Raw genomic sequence first — 26,936 nt, forward strand, 5'->3', positions numbered from 1 at the left:
TCGGCAGTTATACCCTTACTGCCTGTTGGATTGCTTTAGTACGTAATTGTTCAGAACGTTTGGCAGCACTTCTAGCTGCTTCTGCCATGGCTTCGCCACCTCGATGCCTGTAGAGGGCATCAAGTCCAGCTGCAGTCGTTCCGTTTGGGGAAGTGACGTTTTCCCGTAATTGGGTTGGGGAGACATCAGATTCTAATACCATCCTGGCTGCACCTAGCATGGTTTGTGCACCGATTTCTCTAGCTGTTTCTCGGTCCAATCCCTGTTCTTCTCCAATCAGTTCCATATGTTCCATCAGATGATATAAATAAGCAGGACCACTGCCAGCTATGCCTGTAAAAATATCCATCTGCTCCTCCGGAATAAGGAATGTTGCGCCAATACTATCCATCAAGTATCGGACGGATTCTACGTGTGATGTTGTTGTGTAGGTGCCTGAAGATATGGCGGTTGCGGATGCTTGCAGTGTGCTTGAAGTATTTGGCATGACGCGAACCACTGGCTGGCCTGCCGGGAGGTATTGTTCTATAACGGACGTTGGGATGCCCGCCAATATCGATACAAGGGTATGATGATCCTTTAGATCCTGTTGTAACTCTTCCATAACCCTTTCAATATCCTTTGGTTTCATCGCTAAGATAATCGTATCTACTTCGTTTAAATCTAAGTTGTTCCTTGGAACTGGACGTATTCCATACGTGTACTTTAGTTCCTGCAAACGGTTATGGTTGCTGCGATTACTTACTATAATCTGGTGGGGAGATAGCTTTTTAGATTGCACTATTCCAGCAATCATTGCTTCAGCCATCGACCCGGCGCCTAAAAAGGCAATGGTTTGATCCACTATTCGTTCACTCTCCTAATGATTATTATGATGTGATGTTATCTCTCAATGAACATAATCGTAACAAACCCACCAAATTATGCAAGAGTATTCAGATAAGTCATGCGCATTTAAGCGAGATAGTTAGAGAAAGCGGTTACATTTCGAGTTATATACTTCTAACTCGTTCTCAGGCTATCAAATAGAGCCTTGAGAGCACTCACCACGATTGGACAATTATGGAATTGATATTCTTTATTAGTAATCCTGCCAACTCATGCATAATTACGAATCACCTTCTCATAATAGGACTAGGTGATGCGGATGAGTCCAATAAAAAGAAGATCAAAGGGTAAACAAAATACTGACATACAGCAGGATGCAGATACGTTAGATTTACCTAACGTGTCTGTGTATAGTGATATCGAGGCTAATATTAAGCAAATTGAATCCATTTTTGTCAAAAGTCCAGAACTTGTGACAAAAATAGTACAGCATGCGCCTATTCCGTATTCCTTTGCTTTCTTACGGACTCTCGCCAATGAAGGTAGAGTAGATGAGAATATTACTGAGCCGCTAGCTGAATGGCAATCAAAACCTAAACCTGATGAGGAGCATTCTAAGTCAGTCTCTTCCATTGAATCACTAATTAAACACCTTAATGTATCCTCCGAAATTACAAAGATAACGAGCTATAAACAAGTAGTAGATGGATTATTAGATGGACAGGTAATTTTATTTGTTCAGGATCAAGAAATGGCACTGAATATTCCAGTGGAACCAACTTCAAGCTTCCGGCAGGTAAATGAAGCACAAATTCAAACTCTTGTACGCGGCCCTCGAGAAGGGTTTGTAGAAGATATTGATACAAATATGAGTCTGTTACGTCGACGATTAAGAAATCCGATGCTTCGCTTTCAGCCAATGAACGTTGGGAAGGAAACACATACGAAAGTTATTGTTTCGTATTTAGATGATATTGTAGACCGTGAAGTACTCAATACGATAATAGCTCGTTTACAAAGCATAGAAAAAAACAAAATATTAGACAGTGGCATGCTCGAGGAATTAATCGAGGATCCTAACTACACTCCTTTTCCAACGATTAAGGCTACAGAGCGGCCGGATGTTGCCGCTGGAGATATCTTAGATGGGAGAGTAGTCATAATGGTAGATGGGAGTCCCTTTGCTTTATTAGCCCCCGCTACCTTTGTATCGTTCTTCCATAGTGCAGAGGATTATTATGAGAAATTTGAGCTCGCAACGTTTATGAGGTCAATCCGTTTGCTGGCATTTTGGGTTTCTCTTGCCTTTCCAGCTACGTATATAGCCGTAACTACCTTCCATGCAGAGGTGCTTCCGACCAATATATTAATTAACCTTGCGGCACAGCGGGAGGGTGTCCCCTTTCCCGCTTTTATGGAAGTTTTCCTTATGGAAGTGATTTTTGAATTATTACGAGAAGCTGGTATTCGTATGCCGCGCCCCATCGGCTCTGCCATCTCTATTGTAGGGGCATTAGTCATTGGGGAGGCAGCCGTGCAGGCCGGACTGATATCTGCTGCGATGGTCATCGTAGTATCCCTTACGGCTATATCAAGCTTTATATCACCCTATTATGCATTTAGTGGCACGATTCGTCTGCTTCGCTTTTTACTTATCTTTTTCGCAACGATAGGTGGTTTCTTTGGAATGGTTGTGTTCACCATCGCTCTAATCATTCATTTATCTAACATTACTAGCATTGGTCACTCTTATTTATCCCCTGTTGCACCATTAAAGATTAGCCGTCTAAAGGATGTACTGTTCCGCTTCCCATTATGGTGGGATAAAACGAATCTATATAAAAAAATGAAAAGCCTTAAATATCGAAATAGGAGGATAGGTCCATGATAAAGAAATCAAAAGTAATACTTTACCTCCTTTTTCTGTTCCTCCTCACAGGGTGTACAGGGGCGGAGGAGCTTAATATACAGGCTATTGTTACAGCAGTAGGGTTTGATAAGGGAGAGGATGATCAGATTCTCACTCACTTTCAAATCGTGTATCCAGGTGGATCTACAGCTAGACAGGGGAGCGCTCCCATAGGAGGTCAAGGTAACGCGGTTTATACGTACACCATTGCAGCAGATTCTATGCTAGAAACAGTGGATAAGGCTCGAAACCTACTACCGCGGAAGCTATTTTTCCCACACATTCAAATTATTATTTTCGGAGAAGATTTTGCTCGTGACGTAGGGTTCTCTTACCTAGTGGATTACATGGAACGGGATAATGAAATTAGAGATGAAATTATGGTATTTACTGCAAAAGAAGATACCGCAGAAAATATTTTATCCAGCTACACCTCCTTGACGGCAAATCCCAGTGTTGGAATTATAGACCGGGTGAATAATACTTTTAGTCCTATGGGATTAATGAATGGAATATTTCTAGAAGAGGTTATTAAATGGACATACGGTGAGCGCCGTGACCCAGTAACGATGGGGATTGAACGATCGAACCCCGAAAGTGAATCAGGTAACAAAGGTGCGCTAGACAATATTTATGCCAATCAAAATGCCTTTGATTTAACTGGCATTCCCTTATACAAGGGAGAATATTTATTGGATTGGTTAAGTATTAAAGAGTCCAAAGGCTGGTCTCTTATTAACGACCGTGTCAAAAAAACATTACTTATCACTGCTCCCTGCCCAGAAGTGGACAACAATTCAACATTTGGTTTCTTAATCAAAGATAGTAAAACAAAGAAAGAAGCCACTATTAAAGGAAATCAGGTAGATATCGCTGTTTCTGTAACAGGAAGAGGAATCCTGCGTGAGTTGAAATGTGACGGGAAGGTAGAAGACCCCGCCTATTTAAACAAATTAAAAAAAGCGATTAATGAGCAAATGGAAATGTATATGAGACAAGCTGTAGTCAAGACGAAGGAAAACCAAGTTGATTCCTTTGGCTTTGGTCAATATTTGTATCGCAACAATCCAAACGGCTGGCGGCAGATAGAAGAAAATTGGGATAGTATTTATGTAGATAGTACTACGATTACACCTAATGTTCATATTGATATCACTGGTGTTGGCACGAGGAGGAAAAGTACCCATGAACCAGATCAAATACAATAAATGGCTTCTATTAGTATTATGGGTATTAGCACTCACCTACCTTATCGGGTACTGGATGGGGCATAACTTATTGCCTATCACAGATTGGGTACGGACCATTTTTGAACCCCTCCATATTGCAATGTTTGGTGATGGATCATGAATCATACCATTACTCATGTACAGCTGTTCTTTATGACTGCCAACTTCACAATTGGAAGTTCTCTTCTACTAGCTCCCCTCATTACAGGTGCAGTAGCGTACGAGGATGCTTGGATTTCTATGATTCTAGCCATCATAGTCGGAGTTGTATTACAGCTGTTTCTATTGTTGCTATTGAAGAAGATAGACTATATATCCATATTTGAAGTAACCGATCTTGCGTTTGGTAAATGGATAGGCACCATTGTCAATCTAATTGTAATACTGTATGCTTTTCACCTATGTGCTTTAGTAGTTGGTAATACGGACGATTTTATGATTGTTATCAAGCCGGATACGGCACCATATTTCTATCAAATCTTAATGATTGCTCTAGCTATGTACACAGCCTTTAGTGGATTGCAAACCTTTGGGAAGGCGAATGAAACGATGAGCGTTTTATTTTATTTCGTATTCGTCTTATCCTTCCTATTATTAGTTCCAAATGTGGAATTTCAAAACTATAAGCCTACCCTATATCGAGGCTGGATGCCAGTTCTTCAAGGTGGTTATAACTCTCTTGGAGTGCCTTTTCTAGAGTTAACCCTTCTCACAGCAGTTCTCACATTTGTGGTGGACAAACAAAAGGTAAAAGCCTTCTTCCTCAATGGTCTTCTATTTGGAGGAGCTATCCTGTTTATATTTGTTGCTGCTGCTATAGGTGTAGAAGGTGCATTTATGGTACAAAGAGAAACGTATCCCACCTATGCGCTGATGAGAGACATACACGCAACGGTTGTATTTCAACGAGTGGAAATCATTATTGGTATCGTATGGATTTTTGTTCTATTTGCTAAAATGACGACGCTTTTTATCATAATATTACTTGGCATTCAGCATATTGGCCGCTCCCATAGCTATAATGCTTATATCCTTCCCATCTCCATTGGTGTATGGACCCTTACAAATCAAACCCATGAGAACGTCATTGAAAATGCAGATTTCACTGCGAAAAATTGGACACTATACTCCTTTTCTATTTATGTGATTGTCCTCGTCAGTATTGTCATTGGCATATTCAGAGATAAGCGAAATAATAGTTCATGAAAAAACACGAATGACTAATTATTCATTCGTGTTTTTGTTACGCTTCCTTCTATGAAGACTTATTATACTCAGCTCGCTTAATAAACGATATTTCATCCTCGATAATACCGCATGCAGCACATTGAATCCGAACATCTGGACCTTTATACTGTAAATGCATGGGCGAGATAATCTCTTCTGCATACTCCTCTAAAACTTCACCTGTTTGAGGATTTTTCTTCACTGATTTTGCTACCTGCTCAATAATGTTAAAACGAGTTCTATTGGTTTTACAGCCAGGACATAAATACGGTGCACTCATATCTATTCCTCCTTTATGGGATACCGTTAGCTTATGTAGTTTTTATTCACTTTACTCATAACTCAGAAGAATAGACAGCAACGGAAGGGAACCTCTGTTAAACATCAGCGTTAATGTTAAGTTTATCCAAATAATGAAAAAGGACAGCTTCCGTTAAGAAAGCCATCCTCTTCTATATTAACCCGCCCATACATCTTTGGCATAATACCCTTTTTTCTGTAACCCTAGCAGCCACCTGTCCGCTTCATCCAAGGATGCTTGATAATGACCTGCATACAGCTCTTTAAGCGTTGATTCCACTGCAGGGGCCATGGCACTCCCATCTCCACAAACATATAAATAGGCACCTTTTTCGAGCAGCTCTATGAGGTGTTTTCCATCCTCTTCCATAACATGCTGAACGTACTTCTTCTTATCCTGTATGCGGGAAAATGCCGTTCGTAAAGTGACAATCCCTTTCTTTTCGAAGGAAGCCAATTCTTCCTTATACAAATAATCCTCTTCCGGGTGACGACATCCAAAGTACAAGTAGGCTTCTCCTATTTCAATTCCATTCTGCTGCATCGTTTTTCTTGCCTGCAGAAAGCCTCTAAGGGGTGCCACACCTGTTCCTGGTCCAATTAATACAATCGGTCTTGTTGGATCGTCCGGTAATCGGAAGCTAGCTTGCTGTGGATGAATAAAGCAGGCAACTTGATCTCCTTCTTTGAGATCCTTTAGATAAGTGGAGGCTACCCCACGGTATTCTCCTTTTCCACTCCAGGCAGTATCCTCTACCACACTTACTGTAATACTAGCTCTATTTGCTTGCACGCTCGGGGAGCTAGAAATAGAATAGTACCTTGCCTTTAATGGTGGGAGCAGCGTCATAAACCGTTCAAAGGGAAGTTCACAGGCCGGATATTGCTCTAATAGCTCCAGCATGGTTATCCTCTTCTTCAGTACTTCCTCCTTATACGACTCCTCCTCAAGCAATTGCTCCAATTCTACTTTGTGAGGAGGACATGTAGTAAAGGAGGCTAACTCCCTAAGCTGCGCACGGCTAACAGGCTCCTGTAGCTCTACATAATCCTTCAGTATATCGGCAATCTGAATGGTCTGATTCAGCGGAAGGTGTGCGTTCTTGCCTGCGTTAGCTGTAATGACAATGTGTTGATCCATTGGGATCTGGAATTGGTACAGCACTCGAGAAACAAGGGCTTCATTATTCTTTGGAATAATCCCGATATGGTCCCCTTCCTGATAGGACACACCATATGGAAGCTCCAACTCTAAATGTCTCGTACTTCGGGGACTATAGGTCGATTGAAGCTCACGGTTTTCCCTTATCGCAGCGGTAAATGCATGATGGTTTTTAGCAAGTGTCGTCTCTGTCACACCACTAACAAAATCTACTGTCAAACTATGTTCTGATTCTCCCTCTTCCAGATGTATATCGAATAAATTTTCCATCTCACTCCACAGAGATTGCTCCCAATATTCATATTGTCCTTCAAAGTCATCGCTCGCATCTCCCTCCCCGCGATTAAACATAGGGGCCGCGCCTTTTGCTGACATTTTTTCATCAATGAGCTGTGGAATACGCTGGTAGGTCGCTGCCCAATTTCGATCACCACACCCAAACACACTATAATGTACACCAGCAAGTTCCCCATCTGGAATATGGTCAAGCCATTCCATAAAATCAGCAGCATTGTCTGGTGGATAGCCGTTATAGGAAGCAGATACAACGAGTACAGCACCCTCCTTTGGAAGAAGGCCAGCATATTCATCTAGCGTACCAATCGCAGTGGTGAACCCTTTCGCATCTCCTGTATGCGCCAAATCCTCCGCAACTCCTTTCGCTGTTCCTAAATTAGATCCATATAATACTAACAGCGGTGTACCATGCTTAGGAGCAGTGGCAGATGCCTGGTCGTTCTCTGTTTCTCTTTGCGGAGAAGAACTGGAGCTTATTGCGAAACCCATATGCTGGTGTCGATTACGCACCTGCATCGTAAGACCTTCTGGCTTGAGGGTAAGCGTTTCTTTAACATCTAATTGATAATCCCGATGGTCCTTAAACTCAAAATGCTGTAGTAGCATCGCTAATACTAGCGTGGCTTCATGCATAGCAAACTGCTGACCAATGCAGGCACGCTGACCATTTCCAAAAGGTTTAAATGCATGGTGTGGAATTGATTTCTCGTCTTCAAAGCGCTCCGGTCGAAATTCATGCGCATCATCTCCCCATGCCTCTTTATCTCTGTGCAATTGAGGCAACAGTACTGACGCGGCTTCCCCTTTCTGAAAGCGAATTCCGCTCCCTATCGTTGTATCCTCCTTCGCGTATAGTGCAAAAACAGGGGCAGTAGGCCATAGACGTAGAGTCTCATTAAGAATATGACGAATATATTTCAATTGCTTAACCTGTTTATAGGTTGGTGCTCCCTCACCTAAAACCTCATCTACTTCTTGATAAGCCTTCTCTCTGATGTCAGAATGCTTTAGTAAGTAATATATGGCAAAGGATAGCAACCCACTCGTTGTTTCGTGGCCAGCTATTAAAAAGGTGATAATCTGAAAACGAATATTCTCATCACTTAATTGCTCCCCTGTCTGAGGGTCTAACCCCTCTAGCATATGAGAGAGTAAATCGTCTTCCCCTTGATTTCCTCTTGTCTTTCGTTCTTTGATGAGTTCATCCACGAGCTTAAACATATCCTCTGCATCCTGTTGAAACTGACGTTTAGCTTTCACACTAAGTTTATTTTGGATACCAAGGCGCTGACTTTGATTCATCGCTTCATCTAAGGCACGAACCATGCTTTGGATAAAAGGATGTGCTTCTTCACGGTAAAAGCTGTTAAAACGATAATGAAACCCACATAGACCAATAGTATCCAAGGTTAGTCTTGTCATATCATCAGATACGTGTACTTCCTCCTTCTGATTTAATCTGGACCATTTCTGTACTAATTGAACAGCAATGTCAACCATTTTCTCATGGTACCCTTTCATAGCTTTTTGGCTAAAGCTAGGGAGCAGTATGTTGTGAGCCTTCTTCCAATTGAGCTCTTGCGTTTCACCTGTAAATAAACCATCCCCAGTAAATGCTCTTATTCTCTGAAGGGAAGGATGGACATACTTGTCAAATCGAGACTCATCACATAGCTCCTTTACCAACTCGTGACCAGAAACAAACGTAGCCTTATGTTTAGGAAACTGAAACTGAAAGATGGGTCCGTGTTCTTCAGCAAGCTTCATAAAGGATTGAATCGGTTTACCTTTATCCATTAATGGGAGACTGCCTAAAGGCCCATATGCTTTCGTCAATGGCACTGTTTTCGTTTGAGTCATCTTCTACCATCCTTTTTAAGATAATATTATCGGAAGCTCCGAAAACGGAATGAATATTCATTCCGCAGCAGGCAAAAAGAAAAGCGCAAGCTCACTGCGCTCTTATTGCATCCCAACAACTACTTTCTACACCCTCCAGCAAATCAGAAGAATATTCTATATCCCCAACCCGTACGAGCTGATGAAGCTCCATAAACGCCCCTAGTACGATGGCAATAAGGGCATTCACAGGGAGCTGTCGTATAATTCCTTGCACCTGTCCCTGTTCAATAAATTCTCTAATTAATTGAATGAGCTCCTCGAACGTATTCTTGCTTTCTTGGGAAAGGACATGGGAATGACTATGAGTTTTAATGAAATATAAAGCGTGCTCATTTTCACTCGAAAAACGTACCATTCCATGGAACAAATGATGAAATCGCTGCCGGATGGTACCTTCTCTAAGAGCATATTCTTCCTTTAGCACGATGATGTAACGCTCGACATAAAATCGAAATAACTCATTTACTAAAGTGTCCTTGTTTTCAAAATACCGATATATGGTTCCTGCACCAACGCTTGCTTCCTTAGCAATCATGGGAATGGTTGTTGCATCAAATCCTCTTTTTGCAAACAGGAGGAGTGCTGCTTGTAGGATGTCTTCTTTTTTGCTTGTGGTAGTTTCCATCTACTGTGACCTCCGTTACCTACACCTATATCGGAATGAATATTCATTCCGTTTTATATTGAGTATAGATATCATGGCTTCCCTTGTCAACTTCCTCCGCGTCTTATTATTAAGCACGCATTTCTACACTAGTCATAAGGAGCAGAGCCTGGATTTTCAGACTCTGTTAATATCTGCTCACTTGCTCTACTACCTCTTGCATTTGCTCCAAGTGTCGAAGTTCGTGCCAGCCTATAAACTCTATCCACTGCTCTAAATTCATCTCCCCAAACGAAGGATGAGGAAATGCACGAGATTGAAGTAACTCCACACCTTTATTATGAATTAAGAATAACGTTTCTTCTCTAGAATGCTCAAGTGCATCTTTGGCTTGCTCAATGGATGTAAACTGCCCTTGTGGTCTAACTCTTTCAGGTGCATCTACTTTAGATGTCCGATTTGTTGTAAGATGTATCGGTTTCTCCTCTGTGTCTTTTTCATAACCATGCTCTAACGTATGCATAATTTGATTATTTACTAATTTCTCCATTAAGTAAAGATGCTCTAACAGTTCCAATACAGACCATCTATCCTCAGCTGGCTTTCTCGTTGCTGTCTCATCAGAAATGCTGTCGACAAATTGTAGAATTTGCTTACGTTTTTCCTCTAATCCATACATGGTCTCATCCTTTCTAGTCACATCTTACAGCAAGTGTATCATAGCTTCCTAGTATATTGCCCGTAATAATGCGTCATTCCTCAGAATCAATTATATCCTTAAAGTGAAGAACCCCTGTAAGTGCTTTTTGAAAATCCTGGATAGCGGTTGTTCTCCATTTTTCTTCGTGAGGATAGAACATAGATTTATATTGATTTTCTATCGTTTCTTTAGCTGTTACATTCGTTACTCCATTATGAAACATTCTATTTTCCGTTACCGTTCGTTTTAAGGATTGGATGGAGGCCATTGTTCCGTCTCCTAACGTACCAAATTCAAATGTTGTGGAATATAAGTCAACATTTGGATACGCTTCTTCTTTCAGCACGTTAATATAATCAGTATTATCACCCTTAGTCACATAAAACCCTTCAGAGGCAGGTGTTAAAACATTAGAATATTGAAAAGCTTCCTCTGCTTCTAATTCTGTCATTGTTTCTTGAGGAGAAGAGAATATGCTCATTTCGTATCTTGGTCCATAGCCTGTATGTAAATCAATGTGAATGATTTGTTCATAGCCGCTTCCTAGCCACTTTTTATAAAGCTGTTTAAGAACGGCTGTAGAAGGCTCATCTGCTTTTCCCCCGAAATAAACCCCTTCTTCGTTAGTGTACTGCCCGGTTAATAAGGCATCCTCAATCGTTCCTATTCCTTCCCGAGCAGCATTGTTTACAAGCGACCCTAAAAAGGATGCCTCATATACGCCAAGGTTTCCAACAGGTTGATTGCTTTCTAATAGCCCTTCTACCTTTGGATATTCTTTATTTATACTAGTATCAAAAGTGTCCCAGTCATATATAAAATTCCGATTCAGATCCACATTATGTTCATTAAACCGTCTTTCATGCTTCATCCCCCATGGATTAACGGCATGAACCATAACGAGACCCGTGTTATCCGCATTTAACTGCGGTGCAAAGGAATTCGTAACATAATCCAGCATGGCAGAGCCTGTAAATCCTTCAATCCCATGAATGCCACTCGTTAAAATAAGTAAGTTTTCCTTTTTCTTATTGGCCTTGGCTTCTATAAATTCCACCGCCAAATCCTGCTGCCCAATCGGTTTACTTTCGAGCTGAACACTATCCCAATACTCTTTAAGGATAGAAGGATACAGCTCAAACCGTTCCTTAGACGTTTGATAATCCTCTACAAAGTGCTGCAATACCCCTTTTTCAGGTACCTCTGCTAACGATGAAGTACTTAATAGTAAGTGGGGGAGAATGCCTAACCAGAATACCAGTGCAATAAGTAAAATCCAGACGCCTCTCTTTAGATAGGTTAACAACCTGCTCCATCCCTTTCTTGTTGTTTGTTATGTATTAGCTATGTTGTTTAACTGCTTCGATTCCTGCTCCATTTGTTCTGCATAACCACTGACTTCTTGGAAGGAAGCTGTAATTTGCTGTATGGCAGAAGCTATTTCTGAGATAAAACGATCATTTTCCTCATACGCTATCCGCAGCTCATTCATCTCCTGCTTCACACCATTCCCTTCTCCTGCTAATGCTGTTACTCCATTGGTGAAGAAGGATAGCTTATCTTTCATTTCTTTTTGCTTTGTCATTAAATGGTCAAAGGATTCTGTAGAGGAACGTACATGTTCCATACTAAACGACACTTGTTCAGAAACCCCTTGTAAAGATGCAGAAACTTGTCTCTTTTGCTCCATAATTTCACTGATAGAACCTCCAATGAGTGTGGATAGTCTCCCTGATTCATCGGCAAGCTTTCGCACTTCATCAGCTACTACAGCAAATCCTTTCCCCTGTTCCCCTGCACGTGCTGCCTCAATGGCAGCATTCAACGCTAATAAATTAGTTTGTTCTGATATCTTGTGAATCGATTCGAGAAATCCCATAATTTCATCAATTTCTTGATCTAATTTCTCAACAACATCTATAGACGAATGAGAAGTGGAATGTATCGTACTAATAGCATCAAGCGTGTATTCCAGCTTCTCCTTATTTACAGCAGCCTCCTCCACTACTTCGCTAGTGTAGGTCTTCATCTCTTCTGCCTCCTGAGATGTTTGATTTAGCCGGTTAATCATGTTCCCCACTGTATCTTCTGCCCCATTAATCCGTTGTATGTAGTCATCACTTTTGTCAGAGATGGTCTGAGTAGAGGAACTAATTTGTTGCACAGCTGAAGCAGACTGCTGCATATTCTCATTCAGCTCTATGACGTTCCCTTGAAGAGTGTGAGAAGCTTCCTTCACAGCCATCAGCACCGATTCGTTCTTGTTCGCTAGATCCTCGCTTTGATTTAGCATGGAATTCGATCGTTTGGAGCCGTTGTATAATATGTAGCCTATAAACACAAATTGCAGTCCGTAATAAATGGATGTTAACACAGACCTATGTAAACTCGTCTCAATTACTAGATGATCTGCAAACCATACATGGGTAAACTGGGAAAGAAGCAACAATGGAATTGTTACTAGCAATACTTTTTGAACCAATTTGTAATCCGCGTAAAGGCTAGCTACTCCTACAGGTAAAATCCACACAAATGGAACATTCACCCAGGAATCGCTGTGCAGAATAAATGCAAATGCCAACATGGCTGCAAGTGCATAAAGCTTAAAATGCTCCTTTTCAGAAGAGAACTTATAATACAGCACTGGCACTAGAAACACAGCAAATTGCAGCTGGTACACAATGTTCATTATCGTTACCTCACGAACACCATAAATAAAATATTGCGTAAGATTATTTACAATCATTAACACGGTTGCAGCTATGAATATATAATATATAACTCTGTTAACTTGTCTCTCATTCTTTGTTCTAAGGTTTAAGTCCACACTCTCCACTCCCTTCTTACTTTATATCGACTGCTAGTAGGGAAGAATTTAGGAAAAAAGGATTAAATTCCATTCATATCCTGTAACTAAATTAGGAAAGCCCTCAGCTGACAAACGAACATCAGATAAGGGCACCGATAGTAAGAAAGTAATACGTTATGAAAACAACAGTTAACCGATACTAACTTGTCGTGTTTGCAGTACCTTTAGTGTTAAATCCACAACAATTTTTTCACGAATCTTCTCATACTCATAGTCGATTGGGTTGTAACCTTCTGAGTAATCGATTTCGAAGAAGTTAGCACTTACTAATTCACAGAATGGCTGTTCATTATAAAATACGCTGTTTTGGAAGTAATACTTGTCAAATCGAGGCCGATCCTGTTTTTTATCATTTAAGAATTGTGATTTGGATTCAAAGGAAGTACCAAAGACAGGTAGAGTATCAAAATCCCCATCACTATCGTTAAGATCAGCGAAACCGGAGAATGGTACTTTAGCTATTTTGTCATAAATGACACCATTACATCCTCGTGCAGCATATTCAATGTTCTTGCGAATATATCCTTCAACAAAAAGCTTTGCACGAGTAACCTCACGAGTACCGTCTTCCATTTCCTCACCAAAGGCTACAGGCACAAGCTTACATTGTGTTAACACAATATCTTTTAAGACACGTTTAATTTCTACTGCTGGAGGATCTAATTTGATATCTGCTTCCACCACGATTTGCAGTTCTGTTTCTGCGAGTAATACTGGGACTTTTAATACTCCAGCTGTGATAGCAGAAGGAGTGACTTGTGTGTCAGAAAATGGTACTTGAGTTTTTGCATCCACTTTGCATCGTTTGGATCCATCATGATGGCCATGTTCATTGTGTCCCATTGGGAACACCTCCACATCGAGTTTTGCAGGGTTTTCTTGTGACCCTACCATACTGTATGCAAGAGGTCTGCACCCGTATAGGCCAAACCAAGACGGCAAAATCCCATTTACTGGATTGTCAAGATACCAGTCCCTGGTCTTGGTGAAATTTCATTAGAATGCCTATAATTATTTTGTGTGACAGAAAGGAGGTATTTTCATCTGCTCCTGTGAGGTCTAACGAGTGCTTTACCGAACCTTTAATGATTAACGTTCCTTTTGATACAGCTGCATAAGAACGACTCTGTTCAGCATATAAGGTAGGAAGAAAGTAACTATTTATCCACTCTATTTCGTGGCGGACATCCTTCACTTCTCCAATACCGGTTGGGAACAGGGAGTACCATTCCATTACCATTTCTACGTTGTACACTCCTAGCTCTACCATTTTGTTTACATGCTGCTCTTTCGAAGAAGGGAGTAAGGTGACATGTGCTACCCCATTTCGATTAAGAGGAGGAGGATATGCTGGTGGTGCCTTTATCTCGATGTAATCTGAAAAGGTTGTTTCCATAGGTTCACAATCAGGAGGTGATACATATCCTGTATGACTTCTAAACAGCTTCTCCTTATTATTTATTCCAAAGATATACACATCCTTTTCTTGAAAACCAGCTATGGGGGGATTCCAGAAATCTCGAAGAGTGATATATAAAGTGAATGGTGTAGTGCTATAGCAAGTTATCTTTTGATTCATTGGGATACAAGAAGGTATGGGGGATGTTGGAGGTTGATAGAAAAACGTAGCCGTTTGTTTTGGAGATGTTGGTTTAGCATCCTTTTCAGAGTCCTCCACTCCCCGCTCCTCTTCCTTATACTCCTCTTCTTGAGGTGCCGGTGTAGTTTCCATATTTATTAGTGGCTGAATGGATTCTTTAGTATCCTTCATTACTTCTTGATTTGCTCTCTCTTCCGCTTCCTTTTTTGCTAATAGCTCCTCTTCAAAGGAATAGCTGTAACAGCTATACATTTTATTTAAGGTAATCGTACTTTTCTTTGTTCTCCGTTCTTGTACGTCTTCCTTTTGATGTTCATTTGCATCGATGGAGATATGCATGGCCTCCGTATTAATCCATGGATTACTCATGTGTCCCCCCCTTTCACCGTTCGCTTCGCATTACTATTTTTTATGTATTATCTTGAATGACGTGCTTCTTCTACTGAAAAAAAGCATGATTTTCTCCCTCGCATATTATGCTGATTATATAAAGGCTGAATGTAGAGGTGATGTGATGAAGTTAGAGAAATACGTAGACTCCCTTCCTATCCTTCCAGTTTTACAACCAACGAGCATGTGTGACGATAAACTTTATTACGAAATTACCATGCGGGAATGCAGGCAGCAGCTTCACCGAGATTTACCACCAACCACCATTTGGGGCTATAACGGCCTGTATCCAGGCCCTACCATAAAAGCACATAGCAACATCCCTATCCTAGTGTGCTGGAAAAATGAACTACCTACTACACACCTATTACCAGTAGATACGACCGTGCATGGTGCCTTCAGTGATGTACCTCAAGTCCGTACCGTGGTACACCTTCATGGTGCCGTTACCTATGACAGTAGTGATGGCTATCCAGACGCGTGGTTTACGAATGACTTTCAAACAGTAGGTCCTGCTTTCGAAACGAAAGTGTACCAGTATCCTAATACTCAGCCTGCTACGAATCTTTGGTACCATGATCATGCAATTGGCATTACCCGTTTAAACATCTATGCGGGCCTTGCTGGATTCTATGAAATTCATGACCAATTGGAGCAGTCCCTTCCACTTCCAAAAGAACCATACGATATCCCCTTACTTGTTCAAGATCGTTCCTTTAACGAGGATGGCTCCTTATACTATCCGGCTCAACCTGAGAAACCTGTTGAAGGGGTCAATCCGTCCGTTGTTGCAGAATTCTTCGGGGATACAAACCTAGTGAATGGAAAAGTATGGCCTTATATGGAAGTAGAACCGAAGCGTTACCGATTCCGTATCCTTAATGGCTCTAATGGCAGAACTTACTGTTTATCCTTATCCGGCGCCATCCCATTTGTTCAAATTGGCACAGACCAAGGACTTCTCGAAAAACCAGTCATTACAAAGGAACTAGTAATAGCACCAGCGGAACGGGTAGATGTTGTAATTGATTTCACGTCGCTAGCAGGGCATTCGCTGGAGTTAATTAACACCGCTCCTGCCCCTTTCCCTAATGGAGATCCTCCTTGTGAAGCTACAACGGGACGTGTGATGAAATGGATAGTGAATCAACCACTTCATAGGAAAGATTGCAGTTATATACCACCTTGCCTCACTCGGATACCTGTATATCAAGAGTCCTTTGCAAGCAGGGAGCGACTACTGACGCTAGACATGGTAAAGGATCGTTTTGACCGAGAACTACACCTCCTCGATAACAAAACTTGGTCAGAGCCCATATCTGAATTACCTGAGTTAGGGACATTTGAAATATGGTCCTTCATTAACACAACCGGGGATATGCACCCCATTCACCTGCACCTTGTACGCTTTCAAGTGTTAGACCGTCAGCCCTATAATACGGATTACTTTAAAGAAACAGGCATCATTCAAGTAAGCGGATCTAAGCGCTCACCTGACTTAAATGAGCAGGGCTTTAAGGATACAGTGCGAGCAAATCCTGATGAAATTACTAGAGTGATTTTCTGGACTGGGCCTTATACGGGGCGATATGTATGGCACTGTCACATTTTAGAACATGAAGACTATGAAATGATGCGCCCCTACATTGTCATACAATAAAGCTGTAATAAGCCCTTAATATAGAAAAAAGGTTTCAATCCCCATTGAAAAAAGGAATAGGACAATAAAGATAGGTTGATGAGGTGATGATAAATGGGCATTCGTTCCAAACTAACTAAAGCGAAACGAGCAAAACGTTATATTTCTTACTTTCAACAAGGAAACCACTCCGCCTCGCACAAGAAACGCAATTCCACTGGGAAATGGGCTGGTAAGTTGCTGAGAAAGCTTTTACGATAAGGAATTAAAAAAGCCAATCGGAACTATTTGTACAATAATTCCGATTGGCTCTATTTATGCTGACTTTATTTATAATACTTCTTTAATTTGGTTCGTCACCCCACAGGACGGACATGCTGCATACACCATTATATTGACGAGCTTACCATCGCTTCCAGTAGAAGTCATAGTCCCAGTTGCAACTGCTTCGGCATGTACAGAATCTGATGACACCTCATACTCTTTATCAAGAGGTGCTTCCACGTCAAATTGATGAGAACAAACTAGACATTCTACACTTTCTTTCCGAATGGCTTGTTTTACCATACGATCATCTCCTTGTAATATAGAGAATGCTTTTGTATGTATTGATTCCCACCCATTACCCATGTGAAACTAGCCCTTCTCGCTTATTATGCTTCTACGAAAACACGCTTGCAGGATGAGCTTCTTTAGGACTATCGTACAGTAAAGAAGGGATTCTTATATTTGGAATCCCTCCTGCAGCTGCTTACGAATGGGTGAACTGTTCTGTTTCTGTTGATCCTTTTAGTGCTGTTGTTGAGGATGTACCGCCTGAAATAACCTGGGCAACCTCATCAAAGTATCCTGTACCAACTTCCCGTTGATGTCTAGTAGCCGTGTACCCATGTTGTTCACTTGAGAATTCATCCTGTTGCAGAGCAGAATAAGCAGCCATTCCATAATCCTTATACTGACGAGCGAGCTCAAACATACTGTGATTCAATGCATGGAAGCCAGCAAGCGTTACAAATTGAAATTTGTAGCCCATTTTGGCGATTTCCTGTTGGAAGGTAGCGATTGTTTTTTCATCCAGCTTCTTTTTCCAGTTGAAAGAAGGGGAACAATTGTATGCTAGCATTTTTCCTGGGTACTGAGCATGAATTGCCTCAGCAAACTGACGGGCTTCATCTAAGTTAGGCTCAGAGGTCTCACACCAAATCAAATCTGCATAAGGCGCATAGGCTAAACCTCGGGCAATAGCTTGGTCAAGACCTGCTCTTGTTTTATAAAAGCCTTCAGCTGTCCGCTCCCCTGTCATAAACGCAGCATCCTGTGGATCGACATCACTTGTAATCAACTCAGCAGCGTTGGCATCCGTTCTGGCAACAAGGACAGTTGGAACCCCCATCACATCGGCTGCAAACCTTGCAGAAATTAAATTCTTCACCGCAACCTGTGTCGGTAGGAGTACTTTACCTCCTAAATGCCCACATTTTTTCTCAGAGGATAGCTGATCCTCGAAATGAACTCCTGATGCACCAGCTTCAATCATCCCTTTCATTAATTCGAAAACATTCAACTGCCCGCCAAATCCGGCTTCAGCATCTGCTACAATAGGAGCAAACCAATCTGTATCCGTATTTCCCTCCATAAATTCAACCTGATCCGCACGCTGCAGTGTTTGGTTAATCCGCTTCACTACCTGAGGCACGCTATTTGCAGGGTATAGGCTTTGGTCAGGATACATGTGTCCAGAGAGATTCGCATCGGCAGCTACCTGCCAGCCACTTAAATAAATCGCTTTCAATCCTGCTTTCACTTGTTGCATAGCCTGATTGCCAGTCAGAGCTCCCAACGCATGTACATAGTCCTCCGTATGCAAAAGCTTCCACAGCTTCTCTGCCCCTCTTTTCGCCAATGTATGCTCGATATCCATCGATCCCCGAAGGCGAATTACTTCTTCTGCTTCATATGGCCTTGTCACACCTTGCCACCTTGATTGATCTGCCCATTGAGTTCTCAATTGTTCTACTCTCTTCTCCATACACCGATTCCTCCTAAAAATAGTAATGATTTATATTTCCATTAGCTGCTCATAAGCAGATATGGTTAGAAAATCAGCAAATTCATCCTCTTGAATGAAATACATAAATAGCTGTGATGCAGCCTCAATTCGGTTAGCATCATAGGCTTCTGCTCCGAGCTTTTGTTTAATTCGGAGCAGCTCTTCCTCCTTCACCTGCTCTACCATTTCTAAGGTGATATAACGCCCATCTGAAAGCTGTCCTTTCGGATGGCGAATCCACTGCCACACTTGAGCTCTAGATATCTCCGCTGTTGCAGCATCTTCCATCAAATGATTAATAGGTGCTGCTCCTCGACCACATAGCCAGGATGCAATATATTGCACTCCGACAGAGATATTTGTACGTAAGCCTTGTTCAGTAATATCTCCCATCGGTATCTCTAGTAGGTCTTGTGCGGTAACAGTAATGTCCTCTCGCTTCCTATGAATCTGGTTAGCTGCAGGCATATGCTGATTGAATACGTCTAAGGCGGTCTGAACCATACCCGGGTGGGCGATCCAAGTCCCGTCATGACCATTCTTCACTTCTCTCTCTTTATCAGCCTCAACCTTCGAGAAGGCTTTTGCATTGGCCTCCTGATTGTTCTTTATCGGTATTTGAGCCGCCATTCCACCTATTGCGGGAGCATTCCGTTTATGACAAGTTTGAATGGCCAACAAACTATAGGCTTGCATAAATGGAGACTCCATCGTTACTTGAGCACGGTCTGGTAAGATAACATCCTGATCATGACGGAACTTCTTCAAGTAACTGAAGATATAATCCCAGCGACCGCAGTTTAACCCAGCGGAATGATCCTTCAATTCAAATAGTATTTCATCCATTTCAAATGCTGCTAGTATGGTTTCGATTAATACAGTTGCCTTTATTGTTCCCTCTGGGATACCAAGCTTTTCCTGAGCAAAAACAAACACCTCGTTCCAAAGCCTTGCTTCTAAATGGCTTTCCAGCTTGGGAAGATAAAAATAGGGACCCGTTCCTTTAGCCATTAATTCTGTAGCATTATGAAAGAAAAATAATCCAAAATCCACCAAGCCACCCGAAACGCGCTCTCCATTAACGGTTATATGCTTTTCATCAAGATGCCACCCTCTTGGACGAACCTTTAACACAGCAGTATTCTCTTTTAATTCATATACTTTTCCTTGTTCATTTTCATAATAAATTGTGCCTCTGATTGCATCTCGTAAATTCAGTTGACCTTGAACTGTATTATGCCATGTAGGAGAATTGGAATCTTCAAAATCTGCCATAAATACCTTTGCACCCGAATTTAGTGCATTGATTACCATTTTCCGCTCCACAGGACCTGTTATCTCTACCCGCCTATCCTGTAAATCATCAGGTAATGGGGCAATGGTCCAGCTTCCTTCTCGAATTTGCTTTGTTTCTGGTAAGAAGTCTGGTTTCATTCCTTGTCTCAATTGCTCTTCCATCTGATTGCGCCTGTTTAGTAATTCTTTTCTTCTCTCATTAAAGCGGATATGAAGTTGTTCAACAAATTGAAGTGCATCTTCCGTTAAAATTTCTTCAAAACCCTCCTGCATCGCACCGTGGATTTGAATAACCCGCTTCTCCGTATGCATCCACAAGACCCCCTTGTTATGATACAAATACATTAATTAAATTCTATTATATAACAGTTACTACAAAAATAATCTATTCTTCTTTCTTAGCAAGACAACGTTCACATTCCATCATGAATTTTTGACTTGTTTTCTCCATTTTCTCTCCACACTCTGGGCAAGCATGACCTGTACGTTGAACGGTTTGTTTCATTACGCTTCCTCCTTTTATAATACAGAAAGTATTTTATTTGTTTTGTTATAGTACAGTTTATACGCACCCTTATTTTTTTGCAACCCTTTCGACAAAAGTTTTTTGAATATTTTTTATTTTGCCTGACTCCATACTACCTTTTCATTAAACCAGGTAGATAACTCATCTCATAAAAAAAAGACACCGATTTAACGGTGCCTCTATCTGTTATAAGAAAAAGAAAAGCGTAGTCATGATAGAAAGCTTGATTTAGAATCCTCTACAAAGGATTGAAACGTGTGCGGTTGCTCCCCTGTTATATTATATACTGTATTATTTACGTGAGCTGTATAGCCAAGCTTGTTATTATGGTACATTTCCATCATAGCATCAGCTATAGAATCAGGCATATTGGCTTCCAGCATGGCTCGTCTTGCCTCTTGTTCTGGGACATCAATATACTTAATTTCCTTCCTTATGGTACGTGTTAGGATAGAGGCTACATCTTTGCCTGACAATGCTTCAGGACCTGACAGTTCATATGCCATCCCCTCATGACCTTCTTCTGTTAGAATGTGGTAGGCAGTAAGAGCAATGTCACGAGCGTCTATAAAGGATATCTTCCCATCCCCTATCGGCAAGTAAAAGGAAGCATGGTCTCTAATAGTGCCAGCATTGAAGTTAACAAAATTCTGCATAAAGGAATTTGGTCTTAAGAATGTGTACTTAGGACCCGCTTGCTCCATTTCCCGTTCAATTTCTCTGTGCCAGCGCTGCAGTTTGGTTCTCTCCAAATTGGCTCCTCCACCGGAAACCTTCACAAGATGCTCTACGCCCGCTTCAGAAGCTGCTTGGACAATATTCTTCGAAAGTCTTACCACATTAGGCACGAGCGGGACTGTGAAAAACACCTTTCTCACCCCATCCATTGCATTCATCATTCCAAAGAAATCATGTAAATCCGCCTGAATCGTTTCTATCCCCAATTCCTGCAATAGTTCCACATTGGTTGAAGCACGGACCGTCGCCTTGACCCGATATCCTTCCTTGGCAAGCATGGTGGCTAGTGGCATCCCTACATTCCCTGTAGCACCAACTAACAAAATCGATCCGCTCATCATAATCCTCCTTTCTGTTTAATGAATATGTCTCTTACTTTTATTATTACCGATATGAATGTATTAGGGAAGTAGCAACATTAGGGTGACCCTATGTAAAATAAAAGCCCGTTCAGAGTGCATTACTCTAAACGGGCTGTTTCATCTAATGTTTCATAGACTTTAGACAATATTCGTTTTCTCATATGAATGGGAGGCTGCATTGGTTCCATAGTAGCAGAAGGTACTTCCGCTAATTCAATTAGTTCCAGCAATTCCTCTCTCCATATAGAATAGCTATGATAGGAACCATGCTCCATAGAGAGGCTGGCATTATATAACCTCACTACTCTTTCCCACTCGTGAAGGTCCATTTGTTTACTCTCCTTTCAGCTGATGTTACAGGATTTCTTCCTATGTAGCTAACGAAGCAGATTAACATTCAGATCATACGAGGAACGCTATTTCTTTCAAGAGATTTACATCCTCATCTATCCTGTTGTCATGTTCTCCCCCCATAGGTGGGAAGAATCCATTGCTAGGAGAATAGTAACGAGGACGTCATAGAATACATAAATCCTTCACCATTGTTAAAATTATCTTTTCCTTCTTCTCCAGATAAAAATGCCAATACCCATAACGAGTAGTAATCCAAGACCTACAGTAACCATAATCCTGGTAAGTTTAGGAGCAGCTACGGAGAAGGATATACGGTTAGAATCAGCAAGTGCAATATCCCATATTAACGTATTGCCTTCTCTCTCTGTTGCGTTTGAATTCCTTACAATATCTCCTGGAAGGGTTACTTTAAATTGCAAGTCCAACTGGTCATCTACCCTTTGAATGATGTCAAAAGGTAACGTACTGTTAACCGTTTCTAATATACCACCGTATGTTTCCAGCATGTTGATTTCTGCATCTACAGTATAGATTGTTTGCCAGAAGTGTTCTTCTGTAGTCAGGGTGAACAACTCATTTGTAGCATGGGAAGTTGAAGCTTCCTCAGTATTAAGATTTTTTTCTGCACGATACCGCAAGCCCTCCGTCTGATTTATCTTCTCAAAAGTAAAGCCCTGCTGTTTCAATTGCTTCTCCATACGTTGCTCTATTTCTCCTTGTAACGGGAGCTGTGTTTCCTCGGGTAATGTCAAGTCTAACTCTAAATCCATTGACCCATCTTTTTTCACATGAACATGTGCCGTCCCAGAGGCACAGCTTGTAAGCACCATTAATATTGTTAGTAATACAAGAAACATTCTTTTTTGCAACGCATATCCCCCCTCTTCAATATATTAGCAAAAAAGTAGAAAAGATTGCTTCCTGGAAAAAGCATTCACCCTTGATCGAGTCCAATTAACGCAACAGCTTGATTGCCGAACTCCTGCCATGCAGTTACAAACCCATTACGCTCAATAGGACGATGCTTCAATGGATAGAGGGGATCATTTACATACACAAAGTGTTCATCATACCCTGTGACAAGGACGGAATGAATTTTTCTTGATACTCGGATATCCCCACTACTTGTAGTCCATGTTTGCCACGTGTCTTCTGGAACAGTGTCATATGTACTTGCTAGAATAACTAGTATAGGAGAACCTGTAAGGAGCGTTTTCTTCATACCTTCCAAATCCATTCCTGACAAATTGACTACTTGTCCCGGCATGTATTGCTCTGCAAGCTTAGTAATAGGACCTGCATATACAGATAAACCCGCTTCTTTGTAATCATACATGTTACCGACAAAGCCGTCATTCGGATTTCCATGTACTCCTTCCTTTACATAAGGAACCTTTGGCACTTTCTCAGCAAGTTCCATCTTGTCTACTTCTTGACCAGCATGTTGCAGCAGCATGGATAAAGAAGTAACCTCGCATCCTCTCGGTAATTCGGGCAATTGCTCCACATGTGGTGCGTGTATTAATACAGTAGAAGGGTATGCACTTAAAGAAACTCGATTAGGCGTGTATTTCATGGGATGGCCATTAGCATAAAGCATATCCGTCCTTTCTTCCCCTTTAGTAGCTCCAGCACCCCAGATGCTCCATATAATAATCCCCCACAAACTGATTACAAGCAGAAAAAACAATTGCTTCATGCGTTTTCAACCTTTCCATTCCTATTTGAGAAAAACGTACCATATTCCATCTAGGAATAGTGTCGTTTATTGTCATTTAAATGGAAATAAGGGCAGCCCTATTGGGTGTTCTGATTTGATTCCAGCACATGAAGTAATGTGAATAGCGCTTCGCGTTTTTGCACCTCTTGCTGATGCTGATACAAGCTAAAGAATGATGCAAAGGGAATTACAATACCAAAAACAAAAAGAATAAGGTACATAACCCATCCCATCGCCCCTGATTGCCTCCCAAGCAACAGAATTAAAATCGAGAAAATCACACTTTGGACAGGCTGAAAATGAACTTGACTCATCAACTCTTTCGTTTCAATCATGGCCTTCACTTTAATGATAAGCAATTCTTTATCTCTATCAGACATAGAATGAACAAATGACTCCACTCTAGTAATATCTCTATAGAAAGCAAGAAGCTCGTTTTTATTCATATTAGGTAATCCGAACATGCGAGAGCATAATTGCTGTAAAAAAGGCAGCACTTCGGACTCCCTCAACAAAGCCTCAATCGGCGCACCACTAACCACTCTAGCAAATTTCATCCAAATCCCCCCTACTAAAACTATATAGAGAGACTCTAGAAAATATACTAGAGCAAAAGAAGGAAATTATCCGAAATGTGAAAGCGCCAGGCTTATCCCCGACAGGCTTAAGTCATGCCTCGGCGTGGCGTTTCCTGCCACAGAGAGGATTGGCTTAAGACCCCGAGGGGATTGGCGCTGCAGCTGGACAACACCGAAATGCGAAAGCGCCAGGCTTATCCCCGACAGGCTTAAGTCAAGCCTCGGCGTGGCGTTTCCTGCCACAGAGAGGATTGGCTTAAGACCCCGAGGGGATTGGCGCTGCAGCTGGACAACCCCGAAATGCGATAGCGCCAGGTTTATCCCCGACAGGCTGCATTATACAAAAAGCCAACCCACCTATTACAGGAGGGTTGGCTCTATCATCATATATGTGACTGTACAATTTCCCGAATCCGGTCTGTAAATGGGGCAGCCTCCATTAATTTCTGCCCACCGCCCTGGACAAATTCTGGTTTACCGCCACCTTTTCCATCTATAAGAGTCATTACCTCCATAGCAACCTCTTTCAGGTTAACATCCTTTTCTTCCCCTCTGGCCAGCACGAACTGAAGCTGCTCTCCCTGGTCACTAACTAATATGACAAGTACATCAGCTGTCTCTTGAACTATCGCTTTCCCAAGTGCTTGTAAAGATTTAATAGATCTACCCTCGTATGTACTTTGAACCCAGCCATTTTGTTCTTTTGCTCGACCGACGAGCTCTTTAGCCTCAAAGGAAATAAGTTCATTTTCTAATACCTTAATTTGTTTATCCTTCTGCTTATTTAAAGCTAAGAGGTTGTCCACTTCATTTACCAATTCTTCTGCAGGCCTTCTGAGTACTTGTTTTAATTCGTTCAGGACATGATGCTTTTCCCCTAGCTTCTCTAACACTCTGTACCCGCATACGAATTCTAATCGAACCTGTCTTTTTTGGCGGGTCCATCCCAACAGCTTAAGTGACATTACTTCTGCTGTATTACGTGGATGCGTTCCTCCACAGCCGTTATAATCCACTTCAGGGATGATAACCAGTCGCACATCATCCTCAACTGCTAGCTTTTTTCGTAGCGGGTATTCATTTGCCACATCTACAGTCACCCATTTTGTTTCAATAGGATCATGACGTTGAATAATTTTATTTACTTTTGCTTCCGCTTCCTTCAATACTTCCATCGTAAGACTTTCCGTTGCTAAATCAATACTAACGGTATCTGTACCAAGGTGAAAACTAACCGTCTCTAAACCAAAATGATCCTGCATAACAGCTGAAAGAATATGCTGGCCGCTATGCTGCTGCATATGATCCAATCGACGCTCCCAGTTCACTTTCCCTATAACGCTCAACGTATCGTCAGTCCATGGCTCTGTTATGTAATGACGTACTTCTCCGTTCACTTCCTCGACATCGTGTACTTCTCTATCCCCAATCATTCCAGTATCGTGTGGCTGTCCACCGCCAGTAGGATAAAATGCAGTTTCCTTTAATATCACAAAAGCCCTGTTCTCCTCATCCACACTAGATCTTATTATTTCACTAGTAAATTCCGTTACATATGCATCCTCATAAAACAATTTTCTCGTCATTCTACAGTCCTCCATCTTTATTACACTTGCTATTAGCGTAGCATGATACAGTGTTATTTTATACAGGCAGGGACGTAAGTTTACAACTTTTCGTGTTCCATATTTTTATTAGTGGAAGCACCTGCTTATTTATCCATATCAATGCACCCTTTTTCGTCTTGTATCGAATACAAAAAAAGGATGATTTCCCTTTATGGAAACCACCCTTTTTCTTCTATTATATTGTCGTCTTCTTTTGTCTATCTATTTGTTACTAATCTATTAGTCTAGTACTGTTACTTCTACTGTTTGGCGACCGAAGTTTATTGCTTCAGAATGGTTCTTCATGAATACATCAATACGGTTGCCCTGGATGTCGCCGCCGATGTCGCCTGCAACTGCTTTACCATAGCCTTCTACATATACTTCAGAGCCTAGAGGGATAGTATCAGGATCCACAGCAATTACCTTCTTGTTAGGGTTAGCGTTTAGATCGATTCCTGTCGCTGTTACACCGGAGCAACCATCGCAATTAGCCGTATATGCTGTTGCTTCCATGTTGTACGTCTTACCTTCTGGTTCTTGGCTTGATTGTTTTTGTTCTGCATTGTTGTTATTATTTGTAGCTTCTGCTTGATTGCTCTGACTTTGTTGCTTCTGTACTGTTTCACCTTCCGTAGAAGTAGAACCGTTAAGTGCTAGTTCTTGGCCAGGGAAAATCAAGCTAGAGCTTAGATTATTCCAAGATTTGAGAGATGCTACACTTACTCCATTTTCCTGTCCAATACTCCATAAAGTATCTCCAGATTTAACCGTATAGGACTGGCTGGATTGGGCTTGTTGATTTGAGGTTTCAGCTTGTCCATCAACGGATAAACGTTGACTAGGATAAATGATGTTAGAATCTAAGTTGTTGATTTCTTTAAGCTGACTTACAGAAATACCATTTTCTTGGCCGATGCTCCATAGAGTATCACCCTTATTTACTGTAACGTCCTGAGCACTCGCTGATACTGTAGTTGCTCCTGTAATTGTTGCCACTGCTGCTAATGAAAGAACTGTTTTTTTCATGATGAGTGGACCTCCTTAGA

Annotated in this window: 24 protein-coding genes; 5 read left to right on the forward strand and 19 right to left on the reverse strand. The window is 41.4% G+C overall.

Annotated elements, in window-relative coordinates; all coding sequences use genetic code 11:
- Positions 1-7 precede the first annotated feature (7 nt).
- Positions 8-844, reverse strand: a complete 837-nt coding sequence (gene proC, locus ACFFGV_RS13540) for a pyrroline-5-carboxylate reductase (protein WP_377348745.1) — start codon at positions 842-844, stop codon at positions 8-10.
- A 303-nt stretch (positions 845-1,147) separates the two neighbouring features.
- Between proC and ACFFGV_RS13545 the strand changes: the two genes are divergently transcribed.
- Genes ACFFGV_RS13545 through ACFFGV_RS13560 form a run of 4 tightly spaced genes read left to right on the forward strand, consistent with a single transcriptional unit; the run spans position 1,148 to position 5,172 of the window.
- Complete coding sequence (locus tag ACFFGV_RS13545) at positions 1,148-2,716, forward strand: spore germination protein (protein ID WP_377348747.1); 1,569 nt, start codon at positions 1,148-1,150, stop codon at positions 2,714-2,716.
- The gene (locus ACFFGV_RS13550) at positions 2,713-3,945 is read left to right on the forward strand and encodes a Ger(x)C family spore germination protein (RefSeq protein WP_377348749.1); all 1,233 of its coding nucleotides are present in this window, start codon (positions 2,713-2,715) and stop codon (positions 3,943-3,945) included. The genes ACFFGV_RS13545 and ACFFGV_RS13550 overlap by 4 nt, the downstream gene beginning before the upstream one ends.
- A complete protein-coding gene (locus ACFFGV_RS13555; RefSeq protein WP_377348751.1) occupies positions 3,923-4,087 on the forward strand; it encodes a hypothetical protein in 165 nt (54 codons plus the stop codon). Before ACFFGV_RS13550 ends, ACFFGV_RS13555 begins: the two co-directional genes overlap by 23 nt.
- Positions 4,084-5,172: a GerAB/ArcD/ProY family transporter gene (locus ACFFGV_RS13560; protein ID WP_377348753.1), complete on the forward strand. Its 1,089-nt coding sequence runs from the start codon at positions 4,084-4,086 to the stop codon at positions 5,170-5,172. Before ACFFGV_RS13555 ends, ACFFGV_RS13560 begins: the two co-directional genes overlap by 4 nt.
- Before the next feature lie 49 nt (positions 5,173-5,221).
- On the opposite strand, the gene ACFFGV_RS13565 is transcribed toward ACFFGV_RS13560, so the two are convergent.
- The 8 genes from ACFFGV_RS13565 to ACFFGV_RS13600 form a co-directional block, all read right to left on the reverse strand.
- A complete protein-coding gene (locus ACFFGV_RS13565; protein WP_377348755.1) occupies positions 5,222-5,473 on the reverse strand; it encodes a DNA alkylation repair protein in 252 nt (83 codons plus the stop codon).
- A gap of 177 nt (positions 5,474-5,650) precedes the next feature.
- Positions 5,651-8,812, reverse strand: a complete 3,162-nt coding sequence (locus tag ACFFGV_RS13570) for a bifunctional cytochrome P450/NADPH--P450 reductase (protein WP_377348757.1) — start codon at positions 8,810-8,812, stop codon at positions 5,651-5,653.
- A 91-nt stretch (positions 8,813-8,903) separates the two neighbouring features.
- Positions 8,904-9,479 (reverse strand): TetR/AcrR family transcriptional regulator, encoded by a 576-nt coding sequence (locus ACFFGV_RS13575; RefSeq protein WP_377348759.1) that lies wholly within the window; start codon positions 9,477-9,479, stop codon positions 8,904-8,906.
- A gap of 166 nt (positions 9,480-9,645) precedes the next feature.
- Positions 9,646-10,137 (reverse strand): DinB family protein, encoded by a 492-nt coding sequence (locus tag ACFFGV_RS13580; RefSeq protein WP_377348761.1) that lies wholly within the window; start codon positions 10,135-10,137, stop codon positions 9,646-9,648.
- A gap of 73 nt (positions 10,138-10,210) precedes the next feature.
- Positions 10,211-11,464, reverse strand: coding sequence for a M14 family metallopeptidase (locus ACFFGV_RS13585; RefSeq protein WP_377348763.1), 1,254 nt, complete (start codon positions 11,462-11,464; stop codon positions 10,211-10,213).
- Positions 11,465-11,491: 27 nt separating this feature from the next.
- On the reverse strand, positions 11,492-12,985 hold the full coding sequence (locus tag ACFFGV_RS13590) for a methyl-accepting chemotaxis protein (RefSeq protein ID WP_377348765.1): 1,494 nt from the start codon (positions 12,983-12,985) through the stop codon (positions 11,492-11,494).
- Between the two features lie 171 nt (positions 12,986-13,156).
- Positions 13,157-13,870, reverse strand: coding sequence for a CsxC family protein (locus ACFFGV_RS13595; protein WP_377348767.1), 714 nt, complete (start codon positions 13,868-13,870; stop codon positions 13,157-13,159).
- Positions 13,871-13,988: 118 nt separating this feature from the next.
- A complete protein-coding gene (locus ACFFGV_RS13600; protein ID WP_377348769.1) occupies positions 13,989-14,996 on the reverse strand; it encodes a DUF7852 domain-containing protein in 1,008 nt (335 codons plus the stop codon).
- A gap of 145 nt (positions 14,997-15,141) precedes the next feature.
- On the opposite strand from ACFFGV_RS13600, the gene ACFFGV_RS13605 reads away from it, so the two are divergent.
- Positions 15,142-16,677: a multicopper oxidase family protein gene (locus tag ACFFGV_RS13605; protein ID WP_377348771.1), complete on the forward strand. Its 1,536-nt coding sequence runs from the start codon at positions 15,142-15,144 to the stop codon at positions 16,675-16,677.
- Positions 16,678-16,986: 309 nt separating this feature from the next.
- On the opposite strand, the gene ACFFGV_RS13610 is transcribed toward ACFFGV_RS13605, so the two are convergent.
- The 10 genes from ACFFGV_RS13610 to ACFFGV_RS13655 all read right to left on the reverse strand — a co-directional run bounded on the left by ACFFGV_RS13610 (position 16,987) and on the right by ACFFGV_RS13655 (position 26,916).
- Positions 16,987-17,223 (reverse strand): hypothetical protein, encoded by a 237-nt coding sequence (locus ACFFGV_RS13610; RefSeq protein WP_377348773.1) that lies wholly within the window; start codon positions 17,221-17,223, stop codon positions 16,987-16,989.
- A gap of 184 nt (positions 17,224-17,407) precedes the next feature.
- A complete protein-coding gene (gene aceA, locus ACFFGV_RS13615) occupies positions 17,408-18,685 on the reverse strand; it encodes an isocitrate lyase (protein ID WP_377348775.1) in 1,278 nt (425 codons plus the stop codon).
- Between the two features lie 30 nt (positions 18,686-18,715).
- On the reverse strand, positions 18,716-20,314 hold the full coding sequence (gene aceB, locus ACFFGV_RS13620) for a malate synthase A (protein ID WP_377348777.1): 1,599 nt from the start codon (positions 20,312-20,314) through the stop codon (positions 18,716-18,718).
- A gap of 423 nt (positions 20,315-20,737) precedes the next feature.
- Positions 20,738-21,604, reverse strand: a complete 867-nt coding sequence (locus ACFFGV_RS13625; RefSeq protein WP_377348779.1) for an SDR family oxidoreductase — start codon at positions 21,602-21,604, stop codon at positions 20,738-20,740.
- A gap of 122 nt (positions 21,605-21,726) precedes the next feature.
- On the reverse strand, positions 21,727-21,957 hold the full coding sequence (locus tag ACFFGV_RS13630; protein WP_377348781.1) for a hypothetical protein: 231 nt from the start codon (positions 21,955-21,957) through the stop codon (positions 21,727-21,729).
- A 222-nt stretch (positions 21,958-22,179) separates the two neighbouring features.
- On the reverse strand, positions 22,180-22,851 hold the full coding sequence (locus ACFFGV_RS13635; protein ID WP_377348783.1) for a hypothetical protein: 672 nt from the start codon (positions 22,849-22,851) through the stop codon (positions 22,180-22,182).
- A 65-nt stretch (positions 22,852-22,916) separates the two neighbouring features.
- Positions 22,917-23,681 (reverse strand): C39 family peptidase, encoded by a 765-nt coding sequence (locus tag ACFFGV_RS13640; RefSeq protein ID WP_377348785.1) that lies wholly within the window; start codon positions 23,679-23,681, stop codon positions 22,917-22,919.
- Between the two features lie 98 nt (positions 23,682-23,779).
- Positions 23,780-24,259 carry a hypothetical protein gene (locus tag ACFFGV_RS13645; RefSeq protein ID WP_377348787.1) on the reverse strand — a complete coding sequence of 160 codons (480 nt, stop codon included), beginning with the start codon at positions 24,257-24,259 and terminating at the stop codon, positions 23,780-23,782.
- A gap of 404 nt (positions 24,260-24,663) precedes the next feature.
- The gene (locus tag ACFFGV_RS13650; protein ID WP_377348789.1) at positions 24,664-25,866 is read right to left on the reverse strand and encodes an alanyl-tRNA editing protein; all 1,203 of its coding nucleotides are present in this window, start codon (positions 25,864-25,866) and stop codon (positions 24,664-24,666) included.
- Between the two features lie 261 nt (positions 25,867-26,127).
- Positions 26,128-26,916, reverse strand: a complete 789-nt coding sequence (locus ACFFGV_RS13655) for a LysM peptidoglycan-binding and 3D domain-containing protein (RefSeq protein WP_377348791.1) — start codon at positions 26,914-26,916, stop codon at positions 26,128-26,130.
- Positions 26,917-26,936 lie beyond the last annotated feature (20 nt).

Origin of the sequence: Pontibacillus salicampi (assembly GCF_042434395.1) — a bacterium.
In the GTDB taxonomy this organism is placed as follows: domain Bacteria; phylum Bacillota; class Bacilli; order Bacillales; family BH030062; genus Pontibacillus; species Pontibacillus salicampi.